This is a genomic window from Polaromonas sp. P1_F4 (assembly GCF_056405675.1).
Window position 1 is genome coordinate 236,983 of sequence record NZ_JBFUBP010000005.1, and the last position, 18,418, is coordinate 255,400.

Below are 18,418 nucleotides of genomic sequence, written 5' to 3' on the forward strand. Positions count from 1 at the left end.
GACGCGGGACCACCACATGCACAACAACACTTTGATCGTGAACGATGTGACCGGCCTCAACCCGGTTGCCGTCTGGGCCATCAGCAAACCCAAAACCGTGGACGAGGTGTGCGATGCCGTGCGCCGTACCGATGGCCCGCTGTCGGTGGGCGGCGGGCATTTCAGCATGGGCGGGCAAACCGCCAGCCCCGGCAGCCTGCACCTGGACATGCGTGAACTCAACCAGATCATCCGCTTCTCGCCGATGGAGAAAACCATACGCGTACAGGCTGGCATTCGCTGGTGCGACATACAGCGCTTTGTCGATCCGCACGACCTGGCCGTGAAGATCATGCAAACCTATGCCAACTTCACGGTGGGTGGCGCGCTGAGCGTCAACTGTCACGGCCGCTACATGGGCCTGGGCGCAGTAGTGATGTCGGTGCGGGAGATCCGGGTGGTGCTGGCCGACGGCAGCGTGCAGGATGCTTCTCCTTCCGTCAATGCGGAACTCTTTTACGCCGTGATCGGCGGCTACGGCGGTGTGGCCGTGATCGTTGAGGCCGAACTGGACCTGGCAGACAACACCAAGGTCAAGCGACTGGCCCGCAAGATGAGTGCGGCCGAATACATCAGCCACTTCAAGGCCAAGGTCAGGTATTTTCAGGATGCTGTTTTCCACAATGCCGACCTGTACCCGCCGCATTACCGCAAGGTGCGCTCCGTCACGTGGGCGCGCACTGACGAAGCCACCACCGAGCCAAGACGTTTGCAGCAAGGCGGCGAAACCTATCCTGTGAACCGCTACTTTGTGTGGGCCGTGACCGAAACCCCCCTGGGTAAATGGCGGCGCGAATACCTGATTGACCCCCTCCTTTATCTTTTCCGCAAGGTGCACTGGCGCAACTTCGAGGCGGGTTACGACGTGGCGGAGCTTGAACCGGCTTCGCGCAAGTACACGACCTATGTGCTGCAGGAATACTTCATTCCGGTGGAACGGTTTGACGACTTCGTGCCGATCATGGCGGAAATCCTGCAGCGCTATCGCGTCAATGCGCTTAACGTGTCGGTGCGGCATGCGCGGCCCGACCCTGGCACCCTGCTGGCATGGGCCCGGGGTGAGACCTTTGCGTTTGTTCTCTATTACAAGCAGCGCACCCGCGACAACGCGATCAACCGCGTTTCGGTCTGGACGCGGGAGCTGATTGATGCGGCCATCCGTGTCGGCGGCAGCTACTACCTGCCTTACCAGCCGCATGCAACGGCCGAGCAGTTCCATGCTGCCTATCCGCGGGCCAAAGAGCTGTTCGCGCTGAAACGCAAGCTCGATCCGCAGTTCCGCTTGCGCAATGTGCTCTGGGACAAATACTACGCTCCCACACTGAACCCCACATTGAATGCCTCCAACACCTGAACGACAGGACCTGCCATGACCACCACCTCACCCGTCTCGGAATTTCGCGCCGTTTTCAGCGTCACCCGCTGGCACGACGGCTTTTACAAGTTTCTGCAGAACATCTACCGCCTTTATCCCGAGGACCGCTTTCACACACTGATAAAGAACACCTCGGCCGAGCTTGACAACGATGAAGCCATTTACCGCAGGCTCCAGCGTGAGCTGCCGAAGATCAAGCCCTTTATGGCGGACCTGACCCTGGCGTTGCCGGCGCTCTTCAAGCAGAAGAAGGAGATGGCCGACCAGACCCAGCGGCTCCTGGGCGACAAAAAGCAGGTTGACGGTTATGTGGAGATCGGCTCCACCGGCCGCTATATCAGCGAACTGAAGAAGCGCATCAAGGTCAATGGCCCCATTACCCTGATGAACGATGTGGCGCCCACCAACTCGCCGGTGGACATCGCCGAGCGCGGCGGCCTGTTCAAGATCGGCAGCTTTGTGCCGATGAACGACTATGACCCGCTGCCGGCGAGCATTCCCGATGCCAGCGCGGACCTGGTGACCTGCTATATCGGCCTGCACCACTGCCCGCTGGACAAGCTGGATGCCTATGTTGCCTCCATCGTGCGTGTGCTTAAACCGGGCGGCGTGTTCATCCTGCGCGACCACGACGTCACGACGCCCGAGATGTTCACGTTTGTCTCGCTGGTGCACACCGTCTTCAATGCCGGCCTGAACGGCGCATGGGAAACCAACCAGCGAGAGCTGCGCTACTTCCGTCCCGTCGCCGAGTGGGTGGCTTACCTCGGCGAACGCGGGCTGAAGGACAGCGGCAAGCGCGAGCTGCAGGCGCACGATCCTTCCGACAACGTGCTGCTGGCGTTCACAAAATCCGGCGAGGCTGCCGCGTGATGCGCTGGCTGCGCAATCTCACAGTTGCGGGCGCCTTCGCCGCGCTTGTCGGAATGGCGCCGGCAGCCGGTCCTGCACCGGTTGCGGGGCCCGAGCATGTGCGCGGCGTCGAGCAGACGCTGCTCACTTACCCCGAGTGGTTCCTGGTGTTCAGCCCCTATGAGTACGGCGAGTTCATAGGTACCAGTGCGCCCAGCCGCTTTCCTTTTTATGGCCACATCGGCCAGTTCTGGGAAAGCTACAAAGCTGTCTTCGACGAGACGCGCCGCCGCGGGCTCGACCTCAACCCTGGCTATCACCTGATGATCATGGTGATAGGCACCAGCACGACGGTGGAATATGCGCTCAAGTCGGCCTATGAGACGCTCGTCGGGCGGCTCGCCGAATCACTGGCCGGCCGCACCACGCCCGAGGACAGGCATGCGGCCAGCGTTGCGCAGGACTATGTGCGGTTTATCCGCGTAGAGCCCTGGTACCTGTATGACTTCGACAAGGCGCTGGCAGGCCTTTGGCGCGATGTGCCTCTCACGGGGCCCGACATGGTCCGCAAGTGGGAGCGCCGCTTTGCCCTCACAACCGAATACCTGGTCAAGGCGGGTTATGCCCGGCTGATCAAGCTGGGCACGCAGACGATCTACGATGCGCCCTTGCCGGTCACTGCCGTGGTGGCAAAGCCTGTGCCGCGGGCCGACACCGCGCTGCCGGAGCTGAAGGTGCTTTCGCCGAAGCCCGACGGTTCGGCCCTGGTCACCATCCCCCGCTATGAGGCATTCATGCGCTATGCCCAGGCGCTGGCGGTGCAAGGCGTCAATTTCAGCGAGATCGCAGGCAATGATTCATTCATCCTGGTCAGCGTGCTGGCGCCAGCCACCTGGGAACCCACCAGCCCCGCCGCGCCACTGCTGAGGCAACCCATCCTCACCCGGCCCGGCATCCGGCGGGTGGTGTTGACGGTGCCCGTCAAACACCTGGCCGAGTCGTTGCGCCAGTGGCAAGCCGGCAATCTGCAGGTGGAGCACATTTTTGACTATTAAGCGGCTAGAGCAGAAGCCAGGGCGCACCTGGCTTTTTTACCCGTGGCGCGTACTCATGGCGCTGGTGGCCTGCCTGTTGCTGGTTGTGGTTTTTTCCTGGGCCCGCATGTTGTGGGTTGAAGACCAAAGCCCGCGCGAGGCGGCACCCAGGGAAGGGCGCTGGCTGTATGCGCATGACGTGGACCTGTATGTGCAGGAATTCGGCGACCCGGCCGCGCCGCCCCTGGTACTGACCCACGGCACCGGCGCATGGAGCGGCACCTGGGACCAGAACGTGAAGGCCATGGCGGCCGCCGGCTATCGCGTCATTGCGGTGGACCTGCCGCCCTTCGGCTTCAGCACGCGGCCTGCTGCGCGCGACTACAGTCGCAACGCACAGGCGCGCCGCATCATCGGCTTGATTGATGCACTGAAGCTTGGCCCGGTGACACTGCTGGGCCACTCCTATGGCGGCGGGCCCGCGGCCGAAGCCGCCATGCTGCAACCCGACCGCGTGCGCCATCTCATCCTGGTCGACGCGGCAATCGGCCTGATGGAATATCCCGCACCAGCGAAAAGCGGCGGCGTGGCGGCGAGCCTCTTTGGCATTCGCCCGCTGCGCACGGCACTGATTGCCACGGTGGGCACTCAGCCCTTGTTCAGCGAATTCTGGTTGCGCCAGTTCGTGGCTCGCAAGGAGGTGGTCACGCCTTCGCGCACGGCAATTTATCGGCAGCCTTTCGTGCTGGACGGCTTCACCGCCAGCCTGGGCGACTGGGCCGCGCAATTTGCCAGCGAGAGCGGCAAGTCCTTGAGCGAGAAACCTGAAGGTTTCCGCGAGCTGCCCATGCCGCTGACCTTGGTCTGGGGGCAAGAGGACACGATCACGCCGCTGTCCCAGGCCGAAACCCTGCAGCGCCTGGTCGCCGGATCAAGACTGCTGGTATTGCCTGGCGTCGGCCACATTCCACAGATTGAGGATCCAGCGCTGTTCAACCAGCGTATGGCTGAAGTGCTCAAACCTTGATCGTTCGCGAGTGCCGCTTCTGCCGGCTTTACAGGTTTTATTTGCTATGAAATCAGGAGCTGCTTGCGCCCGATTAACGTGGCTTCCGGCTACTATTCGCTGAAATTTAGCCGCTCACACGACTGGCCGCCCAAAAAATGGGTAACCCGGGTCGTTGTAGCCGTGGCTGGATGCGTGGCCGGGCACGACCAGATCATCAATAAAGATTTCGTCGTCCTTGTCCAGCACCAGTTCCACCGCACCATACACATCTTCCAGGTGCGGCAGGGTGCGCGGGCCGACGATGACCGAACTGATCAGTGGATTGGTCAGCACCCAGGCTGCGGCGAACTGGCCGGGCACTTGTCCCCGGGCTTCGCAGCGCGCCTTGATCTTCTGCGCGATAACGAGTGACTCTTCGCGGAACTCGGTCTCCAGGATGCGCTTGTCGCCGCTGCCCGCGCGTGTGCCTTCGGCCGGCGGCTGGCCGGGCGGGTACTTGCCGGTCAGCACGCCGCGTGCCAGCGGGCTATAAGGCACCACTCCAATGCCGTAGTGGCCACAGGCCGGCAGGATTTCAACCTCCGGGCCGCGGTTGAGCAGGTTGTAGTACGGCTGGCACACCACGGGCTGCGGCACGCCCAGCGCTTTGCACAGGTGCACCACCTCGGCGATGCGCCACCCCCTGAAATTGGACAGGCCGAAGCTGCGGATCTTGCCCGCGCGAATCAGGTCGCCCAGCGTGCGCACCGCCTCCTCCAGGTTGGCGTCGTGGTAGTCACGGTGCAGGTAAAGAATGTCCAGGTAGTCGATTTGCAGCCTGGACAGAATGGCCTCGGTTTCCTGCACCAGCCAACGGCGGGAGTAGTGGCCATCGTTGACAGCCTCGCTGACAGGGTTGCCCAGCTTGCTGGCCAACACCCAGTGGTTCCGCTGGCCCGCGAGAAGCCTGCCCAGGTCTTTTTCGGACTGCCCTTGGTTGTAGACATCGGCTGTGTCGATGAAGTTGAGCCCGTGCTCGCGCGCCGACGCCACGATGCGGCCTGCTTCTTCAAACGGTGTCTGCTTGCCGAACATCATGGTGCCCAGGCACAGGACGGAGACTTTGAGGTTGCTGTTTCCAAGGCGGCGGTATTGCATGGTCATCTTTGCAAAAAAAGTGAGCGGGATCGCTGATAGTGCCTGAGCCTGAATCTTTGCGCTGCACGTCGGCTATTTGGCGATTGCGGCCCCCCGCCATGAAGACTTGCTGTCTATATGTCGGTTTTCGATGAAGTACCTTTATTTGATGCTAATCGTACTAATTTAATGATCTTGTATCTTTAAACGAAACTTTTAAGGTATTCCGCTCCACACTGCCTCTACAAGCATGTGCTTGGGCCTTCGGGTTATTTATGAAGATCGACTCTTCCCTGTTCTCCCTGTCACGCCTGACGCGTTGCACGGCTTTGGCCGCTGCGGTGTTGGGTGCCACTGCCCTGACGGGCTGCTACGTCGTGCCGGTCCAACCCGGCCATCCGCCGGTTTCCTCCACGGTGTATGTCACACCGGCCATGCCGGCAAGCACGACCTTTGCGGCGCGGCTGTACCCGGCGAACGACGCTGCCCAGGCCTACGGCATGGTGGGCGCGGTGGTGACCAATGACATGAACGGGCGCGGCACCTTCACCACCAACATCAACGGTGAAAGCTTTAACGGGGAAGCTACGCGCATCGCGGGCTCTTCAACGCGTGAAGGAGTGGCCAACGGCTCCGGCAGCCGGGGCAGCTATATCAGCTGCCGCTACCAGATGAACTCGTCAACGATGGGGACGGGGCAGTGCAAGCTCTCCAACGGTGCGCAGTTCACGATGCACATCGGCGGTTGAATCAACTGAAGTGGCCGTCGTCATAACGACCGCAACAGCGGCGCCGGCTACTGCTGCATCTGCTCGACAGCGACGATCTGGGGCGCCGCCTTGAGGTGCCCCACATACCGCAGCGGCTTGTGAATCATGATGGAGGGCACATCGCCCTCCCGCATGTGCAGCAGGTCGCCGGGGTTGATCAGCCGGGGGTCGGCGTCGGTCAGCGGCAGGCCGGCACTGCGGTAGGCCTCCAGGATGAATTGCGAACAGAAGAACTGGTCATTGCGACCCAGCCCCAGCTGCACGGCTGCGATGCCGCGAATACAGAAGTCGCGCACCATGGAAGGCACCAGCGGCAGCTCGCACATGCGGCGCTCCAGCGCAAAAGGCGCCTGCAGCATCACGCCGACATAGTTGTATTTCTTGCCTTCATGGCTGGCCGCGAAGGTGTTGATCTTGATGGCCTGTTCGGCGGTAAGGTCGGGATGGCGAAACGCCACCACCGTCGCCTCATCATTGAGCAGCGCGTCCATGCTGCGCACGCGGATACCCGAGCCCACGGCTTCGGCGATCTGCCGGTTACCCATATATATCGCAGCATGGCTGACCGGCGATAGCGTGATCAGGCGAATACCCACCGAGTTGATGCCGTTTTCGGCGGTAAGGATGATGTCGCCCGGCAGCAGGACATCGGGCCTGATCAGCTCTCCACCATTGCCCGGGTTCAGGGCCATGTTCTGAAAACCCAGCATAGGCGCACCGGTCTCCGCATGCGGCTTGATGGCCGTGGCGCAGCCGCCAAGCGCAAGGAGCAAGCCGCCCAGGACAGTCACCAGGGACAGCAGACGGGCCATCGCGGCCTGCGGTGAGGTTTTCGGCATGCGCAGGGCTCCAGTCAAATACGGGGTTGGAATGAACAAAACAAACAGCGGACGCTCAGGGCGCGGCGTGCTCGACCAGGTATTCTTGGGCATACCAGAAGGTTTCGGGCGACTTGAACGCGCCCAGCGTGCCTTCTTTTTCGTCCTGCCGTGAGCGCAGGTCCCAGCGCTGGTCGATGATGCGGCAGCCGTCGCAGGGCTTTTGCCCGGCACGCCGCTGCACCAGGGCGTAGCGCGTGTTCTTGAACAGCGCACTCACGTCTTCGTAGTCCACCGGCTGCGCGGCAAAGTAAGGAACGATTTTGGCGCCCGGGATGATGAACTCATAGCGCTCAAAGTGCCCGTTGAAATTGCTTGGCACCGACACGGACTGGCCTTTGAGCAATGCATCGGTATCGGCGCGGAAATGGCCCATGTCGCCGTTGAAGGGCAAGGTCACCCATGCGAGCGCAAAGAGTACGGCGAAGCTGCTCAGCGCAGCGATCGGACGCGTGAAGGCGGGCTTGAACATGCCTGCTATGCAAGCAAGCGTCAGTGCTCCCAGGAAGAGCCAGTAGAGCGGTGAGTACAGCCATGGATCCTGTGTAGCCCGCACCCCGCCAAAGCCGATCAGTCCCATGGCCAGCGCGCCGCCCAGGCAGATCAGCAGGGTCAGGCTGAACCAGATGCGCGAGATACGCTCCCAGTACAACGCGATCAGTACCGCCAGCGCGGGCATGGCGGGGATCAGGTAACGGGTGGAGCGCTGGGTGGGAACCATGAACACCAGCGCAAAGGCCAGCATCCAGAGCCACATGGCTTTTTCTGCATCACTGACGGTCTGGTCGGCGCCCTTGCGCTGCCGCCAGGCGCGCCACGCCGCCACAAAACAGCCCACGGCAACGGGTAGCAGGAAAAGGGCGTTGGAGAAGTAACCCGTCAATATCGTCAACACGCCGCTGCTGCCGCTCAACGCAATGGCAAAGTAGCCCTTGGACGAATTCATCTTGCCGGCATTTTCGCCGACGACGAACTCGCGCCAGACTTCTCCCGGTTGCGGGTCGATGGCAAACCACAATCCGAAGATTGCAAGTGCCAGCACGCAGATGGCTGTGACCTTGATGCCGTCGGTGATGATCCCGGGCCGGGAAATTGCCCAAGGGGCTTTTTGCGCACCCACCATCTGGTAACACAAGGCCAGGCCGAACCCGACCGGCACCACCATGACAAATGATTTGTAGAGGCAGCCTATGCCGATGGCCAGGCCGGCGAGCAATGGAAATTTCCAGCGCGAGGCCAGCAGCTTTGCCGGCGCCCAGGCAACGGCAAACATCACGCCAAACAGCCAGAAAGTTTCGGGCGCGCTGGTGAGGTAAGGCCTGCCATAGCGGTAGGTGCTGAAGAACGACAGGTACACGATGGCCGCGATGGCGCCCATCGTCAGGGCATGGCGGCTGTTGCCGGTTGCAGCGGCCCGGCCGGCCGGCTCTTCAGCACCGGTGACCGTGCCGGTAGCCGTGTTGCGAACGATCTTCCAGGTCAGCAGCCCGACCATAAGCGAAATTGCCCACGTATAGACCACGCTCGGCAGGCGCAGATTGAGCAGCGTCCAGTGCCCGCCCCATCCGCCGGCGACCATCGCCTGCCAGAACAGCACGGGTGGCTTGGTGTTGCGCATGAAATCGTAGGAGCTGACCAGTGGCAGCCACTTGCCGGTCGCAGCCGTCAGCCGGGCGATATGGGCATAGACCAGCTCGTCGCCGTTGCGCGGAATGTGGTCACCGGCCAGGCCAAACAAGTAAGCCAGCGCGACCAGTAGCGCCAGCGTTATCCAGATGCGGTGGGCCGGGATACGATTTTTCAGGGACTCAGGGCTTGTCATGGGTATCGGTGGAGGGCGGCGCAGCGCCATCGGCATCAGGGGTCACGATTTTCGCGCGCCGCCGGCGAAATGTCATGCGGTCATTGGCCACAAAGTTACACACGCTGGACAAGGCAATCGCCAGCACGTTGGCCAGGATGTAGTGCATGTACAGCGCCAGCCATTTGGTCAGCAGTGACTGCAGCACGATGGCCAGGCCGGCCGCCATGACGTACTTGGAAAACAGGAAAAGTGCCGAGTGATGCACCTCATGCTTGCGGTCGCGCCAGGTCAGGCGCCGGTTCCAGTAGAAATTGCTGATGGTGGCGATGGTTATGGCCAGCGCAATGGAGTAGTTCAGCCGGGAATGGAAGTCGGCAATGTGGCTGAACAGGAATTCCTGGGCAACGTACAGCACGGCGACATTTACCACCGTGCCGCTGGCGCCCACCACGCCGAACTTGATGAAGCGCCAGCGCGCCATGGGTTGCAGGCGCTCAGGCAGGCGGCTGATGACAGCCTCTGCTATGGATCGGAGTGTTGTCATCGGAATGGGGTCAGGGCGTTGCCAGGCACTCGCGCGCCTTGGCCAGTACGGCTTCGGGCGCAATGACCTTCAGGCACTGGTTGTCGCCGTCGCAATAGGACGAGCGGTGGTTATAGGCAGTGAGGCAAGGCGAGCATGGCCACTGGCTGTAAAAGGAATGGCACTGCGGTGTGAGCGGCGCATACAGGCCCGGGGTCTCGGGGCCAAACAGCATCAGTGTCCAGATGGGCGTGAGCGCCGCGAACTGCCCAGGCCCACCGTCGTTGGTGACCAGCAGGCGAGCCACATGAAAGAGCGCCAGCAGTTCGGAAATGGACCGCGTATAGCCGGTCAGGTCAATCACGGGGCTGCCCGGGAAGGCAGCCTGCACATTGGCCACCAGCTGCTGCGCCAATGCCTGGTCGTCTTTCAGGCCGATCACGGCCACGGCGCAGCCGTCGGCCACCAGGCCTTCACACAACGCGGTGTAGGAAGCCAGTGGCCAGGCCCGTATCGGCAAGATGCCCCCGCCCGGGTAGACCAGCACGAGAGGCTTGCCGGCAATCGCGGGAAAGTCCTGCGCCAATCGCGTCCGGATGCCTGGCACCAGCGCGGCATCCAGCTGTACGTGCGGCGGTGGTTTTCCGGTGCCTGCCGCGGCAAGATTCGCGGGCAGTTTGGATTTGGGAACGGCCGTGGAATCAATCGCGCGCGCCAGCGTCAGAAACTGGGCGCTGATGTGCTGGTAAGGGTTGTAGGGAACGGGCCGGTTGATGTGCGAGCCCCGATACAGGCCTTCCTGCGTGTGGCGGTGAAAGCCCACGCGGATGCGCGCGCCGCTGGCATACGACAGCAGGCTGCTGATCCGCGAGAACAGCTCGCAGTCAATCGCCACGTCAACATTCGCGCGCCGCAGCTCGCCAATCGCTTTCCATAAACTGGAGAGCAGGCCGCCCAGCGACTTGTCGTCCACCGTGTGCACGTTGGCCGGCTCAAGCACCTGCATGAGGTCGAGGATTTCGCGGTTTTTGCCGAAGAGCAGGGCATGCAGCGGCGCGTCGGGATACCGCTGCTTCAGGCGTGCGAACATGTCGTGGGCCAGCACCAGGCTGCCCATCTCCGACAGCAAAATTACCACGATGGCGCGCGGCGCGGGGTCGGCGCCGGAGCGGAATTGCCGCAGCACGGCATCAACACCCGATACCGCAGCACACAGCGGAATGCCGACCCAGCGGTCAATCCAGCGTTGCAGGTTGATGTTCATTACACGCCTCGCTGCCGGTCGGCGCGGAACTGCGCGGTGAACTCGCCAAAGCGCCCCGCATCGAGCGCATCGCGGACTTCTTGCATCAGGTTGAGGTAGTAATGCAGGTTATGGATGCTCGACAGCATGGGCCCCAGCATCTCGCCGCAGCGGTCCAGGTGATGCATGTACGCGCGGGAGAAATTCTTGCAGGTGTAGCAACTGCAGGTGGCGTCAACGGGCTGGTCTTCGGTCTTGTAGCGCGCATTGCGGATTTTCAGGTCGCCGAAGCGTGTGAACATATGGCCATTGCGCGCATTACGGGTCGGCATCACGCAGTCGAACATATCGACGCCGGCGGCCACGCCTTCGACGAGGTCTTCAGGCGTACCCACTCCCATCAGGTAGCGCGGCTTGTTTGCCGGCAGGCGATGCGGCGTGTGCGCCATGATGCGCTGCATTTCTTCCTTGGGCTCGCCCACGCTCACGCCGCCTATGGCGTAACCGGGCAGGTCCAGTTCAACCAGCGCTTCGAGTGATTCCTGGCGCAGGTTCTCAAACATGCCGCCCTGCACAATGCCGAACAGCGCGTTTGGGTTCTCAAGCTTTTTGAATTCGGCGATGCAGCGGCTGGCCCAGCGTAGGCTCAGCTCCATCGAGCTGCGCGCTTCGCCTTCGGTGGTGATATGGCCTTTGGTGTCGTAAGGCGTGCACTCGTCGAATTGCATCACGATGTCGCTGTTGAGCACGGTCTGGATCTGCATCGAGATTTCGGGCGTCAAAAAGAGCTTGTCGCCGTTGACGGGCGAGGCGAACTTCACGCCCTCTTCGGAAATCTTGCGCATCTCGCCGAGCGACCAGACCTGGAAGCCGCCGCTGTCGGTCAGGATGGGCTTGTTCCAGCTTTCAAACTTGTGCAGGCCGCCGAACTGCTGCATCACATCCAGGCCGGGGCGCATCCAGAGGTGAAAGGTGTTGCCCAGGATGATTTGCGCGCCCATGTCGTGCAGCGACTGCGGCATCACGCCTTTGACCGTGCCATAGGTGCCGACCGGCATGAAGATGGGGGTTTGCACCTCACCGTGGTTGAGTGTCAGCTTGCCGCGCCGGGCGTACGAACCGAGGTAGGCGCCGGCGCCTTCGCCAGCCGGAGCATCGGTCTTCAGAACTTCAAATTCGAGCATCTTGGGATTGTCGCAGGTGTATAGGGGTGTATCAGGCGCCTGCCAGAGGGGTTTTACGGGCCAGCAGCATGGCATCGCCATAGCTGAAAAAGCGGTATCGCCCGGCAATCGCATGGCGGTACAGCGCCATGATGTGTTCGTAGCCCGAAAACGCGCTGACCAGCATCATCAGCGTGCTTTTGGGCAGGTGAAAGTTGGTCAGCAGCAGGTCAACCACGGCAAATTCAAAGCCCGGGGTGATGAAGATGTTGGTGTCGTTGCAGTCGGGGCCGAATTTGGCGTGCGACTCCAGCGCCCGCACGGTGGTGGTGCCCACGGCCACCACGCGGCCACCACGCGCCTTGCAGGCGGCGATGGCCTGTTGCGTCGCTACGGGAACCTCAAAACGTTCGAAATGCATGGTGTGGTCGGCAATGTTTTCGGCCTTGACGGGTTGGAAAGTGCCGGCACCCACGTGCAGCGTCACGCTCGCGCGCTGGATGCCGCGCGCTTCGAGTTGCGCCAATATGACTTCATCGAAGTGCAGCGCGGCGGTGGGGGCGGCCACGGCGCCCGGGTTTTTGGCAAACACCGTCTGGTAGCGCTGCTCGTCGTCCGCGGAGTCGGTATGGGTAATGTAGGGCGGCAGCGGCACGTGGCCGTGCTGCGCCATCAGCGCATACGGGTCGCTGCTAAGGCGGAAGCGGTACAGAGGCCCGCTTTCCTCGGGCCAGCGGCCCAGCAGCGTGGCGGTGAAACCGCCATCCATTTGCAGCACTGCGCCCGGCAGGGGCTTTTTGCTGACTTTCATGTGGGCGGCGACTTCATGGCCGGCATCCGCATGGGGCGACAGCACGCGTTCGATCAGCAGTTCCAGTTTGCCGCCGCTGGCTTTCTGGCCGAAGAGCCGGGCTTTGACGACTTTGGTGTCGTTGAAGACCAGCAAGTCGCCCGGCAGCAGCAGGCCGGGGAGTTCGGTGAACCGTCGGTCCACTGGCAGGTCTTCACGCCCGTCAAGCAGGCGCGAGCCGCTGCGCTGGGCGGCAGGGTGTTGGGCAATGAGTTCTTCGGGCAGCGTGAAATCAAAATCGCTGAGGCTGAAATGGGGCTTCATAAACCTAGAAACCGCAGTTGGATGCGCCCGAGTGTGCCGCCCGCGCTGCGCCAGGCAAGGCGCGACAACGCTGTGGGCTGTTGCCCACAAGGCGGAGCAACGCCGCATGGTGCTGTGCGGGTGGCGCAATCGGGTGCATAGCGTTGTTATGCACAAGCTGAGTGCCAGCGAAGGGAGGGGTGACGGTATTCAAGCGGATTCTGAGAGGTTTACAGGCGGTCAACTGCGGTTGCTAGGTTGACGGCACAATTGTCCCATGTCGCCACCCGGTGCCTCCGTCCGAAAAACTGTCCCGCCTGAGGCCGCGGCCGGGAACACGGCCGCGCCTCAGGCCAAGGCTGAAAAAGCCTCGCCCAAATCACCCGCGCAAAAAGCGCTGGAGAAGCTGGGCCTGCGCCGCGACATCGATCTGGCCTTGCACCTGCCGCTGCGCTACGAGGATGAAACCCGCATCGTGCGGCTGGCGGACGCGCGGGACGGCGAGCTGGTGCAAATCGAAGGCCAGGTGACGCACAGCGAGATCGCCTTTCGCCCGCGCCGACAGCTACGGGTGACTGTAGACGACGGCAGCGATACCTGCGTGCTGCGCTTCATCAATTTTTACCCGGCTCACCAGAAAACGCTGAGCACAGGCGCCCATGTTCGGGTGCGGGGTGAAATCCGCGGCGGCTTTCTCAGCCGTGAAATGATCCACCCCAGCTTCAGGCTGGCCGGCGGCGAGCTGCCCGGCGCGCTGACGCCGGTGTATCCCACCGTGGCCGGACTGCCGCAAACCTACCTGCGCAAAGCTGTGCTCAGTGGTCTGGCGCGGGCTGATCTCCGCGAAACCTTTCCGCCCGAAGTTTTGGGTTGGAACAGGCTGCAGCCCTTATGGAACCTGCGCGAGGCGCTACAGTTTTTGCATCACCCCACGCCAGATGTCTCGCTGGCCACGCTGGAAGACCGCAGCCACCCGGCCTGGCAGCGGCTCAAAGCCGAGGAACTGCTGGCCCAGCAGCTGTCGCAGCTGCAGGCCCGGCGCATACGCGCAGCCATGCGCGCACCTTCGCTGGCAGGCCCACCCATGCGCGGCACGCAGTGCACGCTGCATGACCAATTGCTGGAGCGACTGCCTTTCCGGCTGACCGCCGCCCAGCAGCGCGTGTGCGATGAGATTGAAGCGGACCTGAAAAAAAATATCCCCATGCACCGCCTGTTACAGGGCGACGTGGGCGCCGGCAAAACGGTGGTGGCGGCGCTGGCTGCGGCACGCTGCATGGATGCGGGCTGGCAATGCGCGTTGATGGCGCCTACGGAAATCCTGGCCGAGCAACACTTCCGCAAGCTCATCGGCTGGCTGGAACCGCTGGGCATCAAGACCGCCTGGCTGACCGGCAGCCAGAAGACAAAAGAGCGGCGCGAGATGCTGGCGCTGATCGAGAGCGGGGAGGCGGGCCTGGTCATAGGCACCCACGCCGTGATCCAGGACAAGGTGAAGTTCAAAAACCTGGCGCTCGCCATCATCGACGAGCAGCACCGTTTTGGCGTGGCGCAGCGGCTGGCCTTGCGCAGCAAGATGACTGAGGGCGGGCAGGAACCCCATCTTTTGATGATGACCGCCACACCGATTCCGCGCACGCTGGCGATGAGTTATTACGCCGACCTCGACGTCTCCACCATCGACGAGCTGCCACCCGGCCGCACCCCCATTGTGACCAAGGTGGTGAGCGACGCGCGTCGTGATGAAGTGATCGTACGCATACGCGGCCAGTTGGCGGAGGGGCGGCAGATTTACTGGGTCTGCCCACTGATTGAGGAAAGCGAGTCCATCGACCTGGTCAATGCCACGCAAACGCATGAAGCGTTGAGTGCGGCCTTGCCAGGCGTCAGCGTGGGGCTGCTGCATTCGCGCATGCCGGTTGCAGAAAAGAAGGCCGTCATGAGCCAGTTCACCGCCGGGAAAATGGGCGTGCTGGTGAGTACGACGGTGATTGAGGTTGGCGTTGACGTGCCCAATGCTTCGTTGATGGTGATCGAGCATGCCGAGCGCTTCGGCCTGAGCCAGTTGCACCAGTTACGCGGCCGTGTCGGGCGCGGCGCGTCGGCGTCGGCCTGCGTGCTGCTGTATTCGACCGGCGATGCGTCCCGACTCGGCGAGATGGCGCGCGAACGCCTCAAAGCCATGGCGCAAACCAATGACGGCTTCGAGATTGCCCGGCGCGACCTGGAAATCCGCGGGCCCGGCGAGTTCCTGGGAGCGCGGCAATCGGGCGCGCCGCTGCTGCGGTTTGCCGATCTCGAGACCGATGCCGCGCTGCTGGCCTGGGCACGCGAGCGGGCGCCGCTGATGCTGGACCGGCATACGGAACTGGCTCACCGGCACATCCTGCGCTGGCTGGGCGGCAAAGCCGATTACCTGAAGGCCTAAGCAACATCCGGCGATGCAGCGATTGAGAAAAGCAGCACAATAAGCCCATGACGCTGACCGAACTCAAATACATCGTCGCTGTTGCCCGGGAAAAGCATTTCGGCAAGGGCGCCGACGCCTGTCACGTCTCGCAGCCCACGCTCAGCGTGGCTATCAAGAAGCTGGAGGAAGAGCTGCAGGTCAAGCTCTTTGAGCGCAACGCCAACGAAATCACCGTGACGCCTCTGGGCGAAGAAATCGTGCGCCAGGCCCAGAGCGTGCTGGAGCAAGCCGACAACATCCGTGAAATTGCCAAGCGCGGCAAAGACCCGCTGGCCGGTGCGCTGCGGCTGGGCGTGATCTATACGATTGGCCCCTACCTGTTGCCCGACCTGGTGCGCCAGGCGATTGCGCATACGCCGCAGATGCCGCTGATGCTGCAGGAAAACTTCACCGTCAAGTTGCTGGAAGAGTTGCGTACCGGTGAAATTGACTGTGCCATCCTGGCAGAGCCCTTTCCCGACACCAACCTGGCCATCGCGCCGCTGTATGACGAACCCTTCATGGCGGCGGTGCCCAGCGCCCATGCGCTGGCGTCACGCAAGAGCGTGACGGCCGAGGAGCTCAAGAAGGAAACCATGCTGCTGCTGGGTACCGGCCATTGCTTTCGCGACCACGTGCTCGAGGTTTGCCCCGAATTTGCACGCTTTTCCAGCAGCGCCGAAGGCATCAGCAAAAGCTTTGAAGGTTCGTCGCTGGAAACCATCAAGCACATGGTGGCGGCGGGCATGGGCATCACGCTGGTGCCTCGACTGGGCGTGCCCAAGGAGGCTCTGGCAGAGCAGGCCGCAGCTGCCAGGAAGCCCGCCAAGGGAAAAACCGCCGCAAGCCGCAGCAAGGTGGCGGCAGAGCAACCGTCGTTCATCAAATACCTGCCGTTTGACGGCGATGTGCCGAGCCGGCGCGTGGTGCTGGCCTGGCGCCGCAGCTTCACGCGATACGAGGCTATTGCCGCGCTGCGCAACGCTATTTACGCCTGCGAGCTGCCCGGGGTAATCCGCCTGTCGTGAGCCCGTTTGTGTCGGGTATTGAGGGCAGTCGCCGCGGCCCTCGCACTGATTTCGTAAAGTTAAAGTTATCCCTGAATTTTTAAAAAGGAAACACCATGGCCAAGTCTTCTGCCAAACCAGCCGGCAAAACCACCGGCAAGCCCGCACCTTCCATCAACATTGGCATCAATGAAAAAGACCGCGCAGCGATCGCCAAGGGCCTGAGCCGCCTGCTGGCCGACACCTACACGTTGTACTTGACTACCCATAACTTCCACTGGAACGTGACGGGGCCGATGTTCAACACGCTGCACCTGATGTTCATGACGCAGTACACCGAATTGTGGGCAGCGGTAGACCCCGTAGCGGAGCGTATCCGCTCCCTGGGCCATCCGGCGCCGGGCTCGTACGCACAGTTCAGCAAACTGGCCTCCATTCCGGACGTACCGGTGGTGCCGCCCAAGGCGCTGGAAATGGTGCGCATCCTGGTGCAGGGCCATGAAGCCGTGGCACGCACGGCGCGCGAGCTGTTTCCATTGGCCGACAAAGCCAGCGACGAGCCGACGGCCGATTTGCTGACACAGCGCCTGACGGTGCATGAGCAGACGGCCTGGATGCTGCGTTCTTTGCTGGAAGACTGACGCGCTCCTCGCTTGTTGAAGCAAAAGCTTGACCTCTACCTTCAACTGATCCGCTGGAATCGCCCCGCGGGTTGGTTGCTGCTGCTGTGGCCCACCCTGTCGGCGCTGTGGGTAGCTTCGCACGGCTTTCCGGGCTGGCATCTGCTGGCCGTGTTTACCTTGGGCACCTTCCTGATGCGCAGCGCGGGTTGTTGTGTCAACGATGTGGCCGACCGCGATTTTGACCGCCACGTCAAACGCACGGCCGAGCGGCCCGTGACCAGCGGCGCCGTCTCCGTCAGAGAGGCGCTGTTGCTGGGTGCAATGCTGGCCCTGTTGGCTTTTGGCCTGGTACTCACCACCAATACCGTCACCATCGCCTGGTCATTTGCCGCGCTGGCGGTCACGCTGGCCTATCCCTTTGCCAAACGTTATGTCTCCATGCCGCAGGCGGTGCTGGGGGTCGCTTTCAGTTTCGGCATTCCGATGGCCTTTGCCGCCGTGCAGTCGCGCGTGCCGATGCTGGCCTGGGTGCTGTTGCTGGGCAACCTGTTCTGGGTGATTGCCTACGACACGGAATACGCCATGGTCGACCGTGACGACGACCTGAAGATCGGCATGAAAACGTCGGCCATCACATTGGGGCGGTTCGATGTGGCGGGTGTCATGCTCAGCTACCTGGTTTTCCTATCGATTTGGGCTGTAGCCCTTATGGATCGTGCGCAACCAGCTATTTATTTGATAGCGATTGGGGTGGCGCTCGGGCAGGCGCTGTGGCACGGCTGGCTGATCCGCAAGCGCGAGCGCGATGACTGTTTCAAGGCATTTCGCCTCAACCATTGGCTGGGTTTTGCGGTATTTGCGGGAATTGCGCTGTCTTACCTGGGCCTTTGAGCCTGCTGCGCCGAAACAGACGGCCACAAAAAAGCCCGCATGCGCGGGCTTTTTTTAATCCTGCCGTTGCCGGATCAAGGGCTCAGCGGAACTTCATCCGGCTAATTACACCGATTTTTTGGCTTTTGCCTTGGCCTTGTGCTTGACCTTGTGTTTGGCTTTTGCCTTGGCTTTGGCGGGAGGGGTTGCTTTTTCAGCAGGTGCGGCAGCGGGAGCTGCTGCGGGTGCGGCGGCCTGGGCAGCTGCTGGCGTGGAGATCACGGCCAGGGGCATGGCGAGGACGGCTGCGCTGATGAGGGTGGACAGTAATTTGTTCATGTGAAGCTCCGGATGTTGGAAAAGTTATGGTGCGGGTGTTGCCGGGTGAACTGTCCACGAAGGATCAGGATAGCCGTGACAGACGCCCTTCTTCAACGTCTTCCCTCACAGGGCGGTTGACTTGCCCGGTGGTGTCACCCGTGCTAATTCCCTGGCCCTGTGCCGCTGCGGCACAAGAATCATGCTGCTATCAAATAGATAGCTGCTTGCGCTCATCCATATTGGATTTCA

17 protein-coding genes are annotated in these 18,418 nt (G+C 62.1%); 9 read left to right on the forward strand and 8 right to left on the reverse strand.

The window, feature by feature from the left end:
- Positions 1-16 precede the first annotated feature (16 nt).
- From AC1DYQ_RS12800 to AC1DYQ_RS12815, 4 genes are read left to right on the forward strand one after another with little or no spacing between them, the layout of a single operon-like run.
- On the forward strand, positions 17-1,393 hold the full coding sequence (locus AC1DYQ_RS12800; protein WP_477687105.1) for an FAD-binding oxidoreductase: 1,377 nt from the start codon (positions 17-19) through the stop codon (positions 1,391-1,393).
- 15 nt (positions 1,394-1,408) lie between these two features.
- A complete protein-coding gene (locus AC1DYQ_RS12805; protein WP_477687106.1) occupies positions 1,409-2,287 on the forward strand; it encodes a methyltransferase domain-containing protein in 879 nt (292 codons plus the stop codon).
- Positions 2,287-3,321, forward strand: coding sequence for a hypothetical protein (locus AC1DYQ_RS12810; protein ID WP_477687107.1), 1,035 nt, complete (start codon positions 2,287-2,289; stop codon positions 3,319-3,321). The genes AC1DYQ_RS12805 and AC1DYQ_RS12810 overlap by 1 nt, the downstream gene beginning before the upstream one ends.
- 55 nt (positions 3,322-3,376) lie before the next feature.
- Positions 3,377-4,327, forward strand: a complete 951-nt coding sequence (locus AC1DYQ_RS12815) for an alpha/beta fold hydrolase (RefSeq protein ID WP_477687108.1) — start codon at positions 3,377-3,379, stop codon at positions 4,325-4,327.
- A 114-nt stretch (positions 4,328-4,441) separates the two neighbouring features.
- Here the strand turns inward: AC1DYQ_RS12815 and AC1DYQ_RS12820 are convergent, their stop codons facing one another.
- Positions 4,442-5,446, reverse strand: coding sequence for an aldo/keto reductase (locus AC1DYQ_RS12820; protein ID WP_477687109.1), 1,005 nt, complete (start codon positions 5,444-5,446; stop codon positions 4,442-4,444).
- A gap of 254 nt (positions 5,447-5,700) precedes the next feature.
- Between AC1DYQ_RS12820 and AC1DYQ_RS12825 the strand changes: the two genes are divergently transcribed.
- Positions 5,701-6,174 carry a hypothetical protein gene (locus tag AC1DYQ_RS12825; RefSeq protein ID WP_477687110.1) on the forward strand — a complete coding sequence of 158 codons (474 nt, stop codon included), beginning with the start codon at positions 5,701-5,703 and terminating at the stop codon, positions 6,172-6,174.
- A gap of 47 nt (positions 6,175-6,221) precedes the next feature.
- On the opposite strand, the gene AC1DYQ_RS12830 is transcribed toward AC1DYQ_RS12825, so the two are convergent.
- From AC1DYQ_RS12830 to queA, 6 genes are read right to left on the reverse strand one after another with little or no spacing between them, the layout of a single operon-like run.
- Positions 6,222-7,034, reverse strand: coding sequence for a YiiX/YebB-like N1pC/P60 family cysteine hydrolase (locus AC1DYQ_RS12830; protein WP_477687111.1), 813 nt, complete (start codon positions 7,032-7,034; stop codon positions 6,222-6,224).
- A 55-nt stretch (positions 7,035-7,089) separates the two neighbouring features.
- On the reverse strand, positions 7,090-8,895 hold the full coding sequence (locus AC1DYQ_RS12835; RefSeq protein WP_477687112.1) for an ArnT family glycosyltransferase: 1,806 nt from the start codon (positions 8,893-8,895) through the stop codon (positions 7,090-7,092).
- Positions 8,882-9,421 carry a GtrA family protein gene (locus AC1DYQ_RS12840; protein ID WP_477687113.1) on the reverse strand — a complete coding sequence of 180 codons (540 nt, stop codon included), beginning with the start codon at positions 9,419-9,421 and terminating at the stop codon, positions 8,882-8,884. The genes AC1DYQ_RS12835 and AC1DYQ_RS12840 overlap by 14 nt, the downstream gene beginning before the upstream one ends.
- A 10-nt stretch (positions 9,422-9,431) precedes the next feature.
- Positions 9,432-10,664, reverse strand: coding sequence for a glycosyltransferase family 9 protein (locus AC1DYQ_RS12845; protein WP_477687114.1), 1,233 nt, complete (start codon positions 10,662-10,664; stop codon positions 9,432-9,434).
- Positions 10,664-11,827 (reverse strand): tRNA guanosine(34) transglycosylase Tgt, encoded by a 1,164-nt coding sequence (tgt, locus tag AC1DYQ_RS12850; protein WP_477687115.1) that lies wholly within the window; start codon positions 11,825-11,827, stop codon positions 10,664-10,666. Before tgt ends, AC1DYQ_RS12845 begins: the two co-directional genes overlap by 1 nt.
- 31 nt (positions 11,828-11,858) lie before the next feature.
- Positions 11,859-12,920: a tRNA preQ1(34) S-adenosylmethionine ribosyltransferase-isomerase QueA gene (gene queA / locus AC1DYQ_RS12855; protein ID WP_477687116.1), complete on the reverse strand. Its 1,062-nt coding sequence runs from the start codon at positions 12,918-12,920 to the stop codon at positions 11,859-11,861.
- Positions 12,921-13,176: 256 nt separating this feature from the next.
- On the opposite strand from queA, the gene recG reads away from it, so the two are divergent.
- The 4 genes from recG to ubiA all read left to right on the forward strand — a co-directional run bounded on the left by recG (position 13,177) and on the right by ubiA (position 17,869).
- Positions 13,177-15,327: an ATP-dependent DNA helicase RecG gene (gene recG / locus AC1DYQ_RS12860; protein ID WP_477687117.1), complete on the forward strand. Its 2,151-nt coding sequence runs from the start codon at positions 13,177-13,179 to the stop codon at positions 15,325-15,327.
- A 47-nt stretch (positions 15,328-15,374) separates the two neighbouring features.
- A complete protein-coding gene (locus AC1DYQ_RS12865; RefSeq protein ID WP_477687118.1) occupies positions 15,375-16,376 on the forward strand; it encodes a LysR substrate-binding domain-containing protein in 1,002 nt (333 codons plus the stop codon).
- Between the two features lie 95 nt (positions 16,377-16,471).
- Positions 16,472-16,996 (forward strand): Dps family protein, encoded by a 525-nt coding sequence (locus AC1DYQ_RS12870; protein ID WP_477687119.1) that lies wholly within the window; start codon positions 16,472-16,474, stop codon positions 16,994-16,996.
- A 12-nt stretch (positions 16,997-17,008) separates the two neighbouring features.
- Positions 17,009-17,869, forward strand: coding sequence for a 4-hydroxybenzoate octaprenyltransferase (gene ubiA / locus AC1DYQ_RS12875; protein WP_477687120.1), 861 nt, complete (start codon positions 17,009-17,011; stop codon positions 17,867-17,869).
- Between the two features lie 105 nt (positions 17,870-17,974).
- Here the strand turns inward: ubiA and AC1DYQ_RS12880 are convergent, their stop codons facing one another.
- Entirely contained in the window at positions 17,975-18,187 is a 213-nt protein-coding gene (locus tag AC1DYQ_RS12880; RefSeq protein ID WP_477687121.1) for a hypothetical protein, read from the reverse strand.
- Positions 18,188-18,418: the final 231 nt, after the last annotated feature.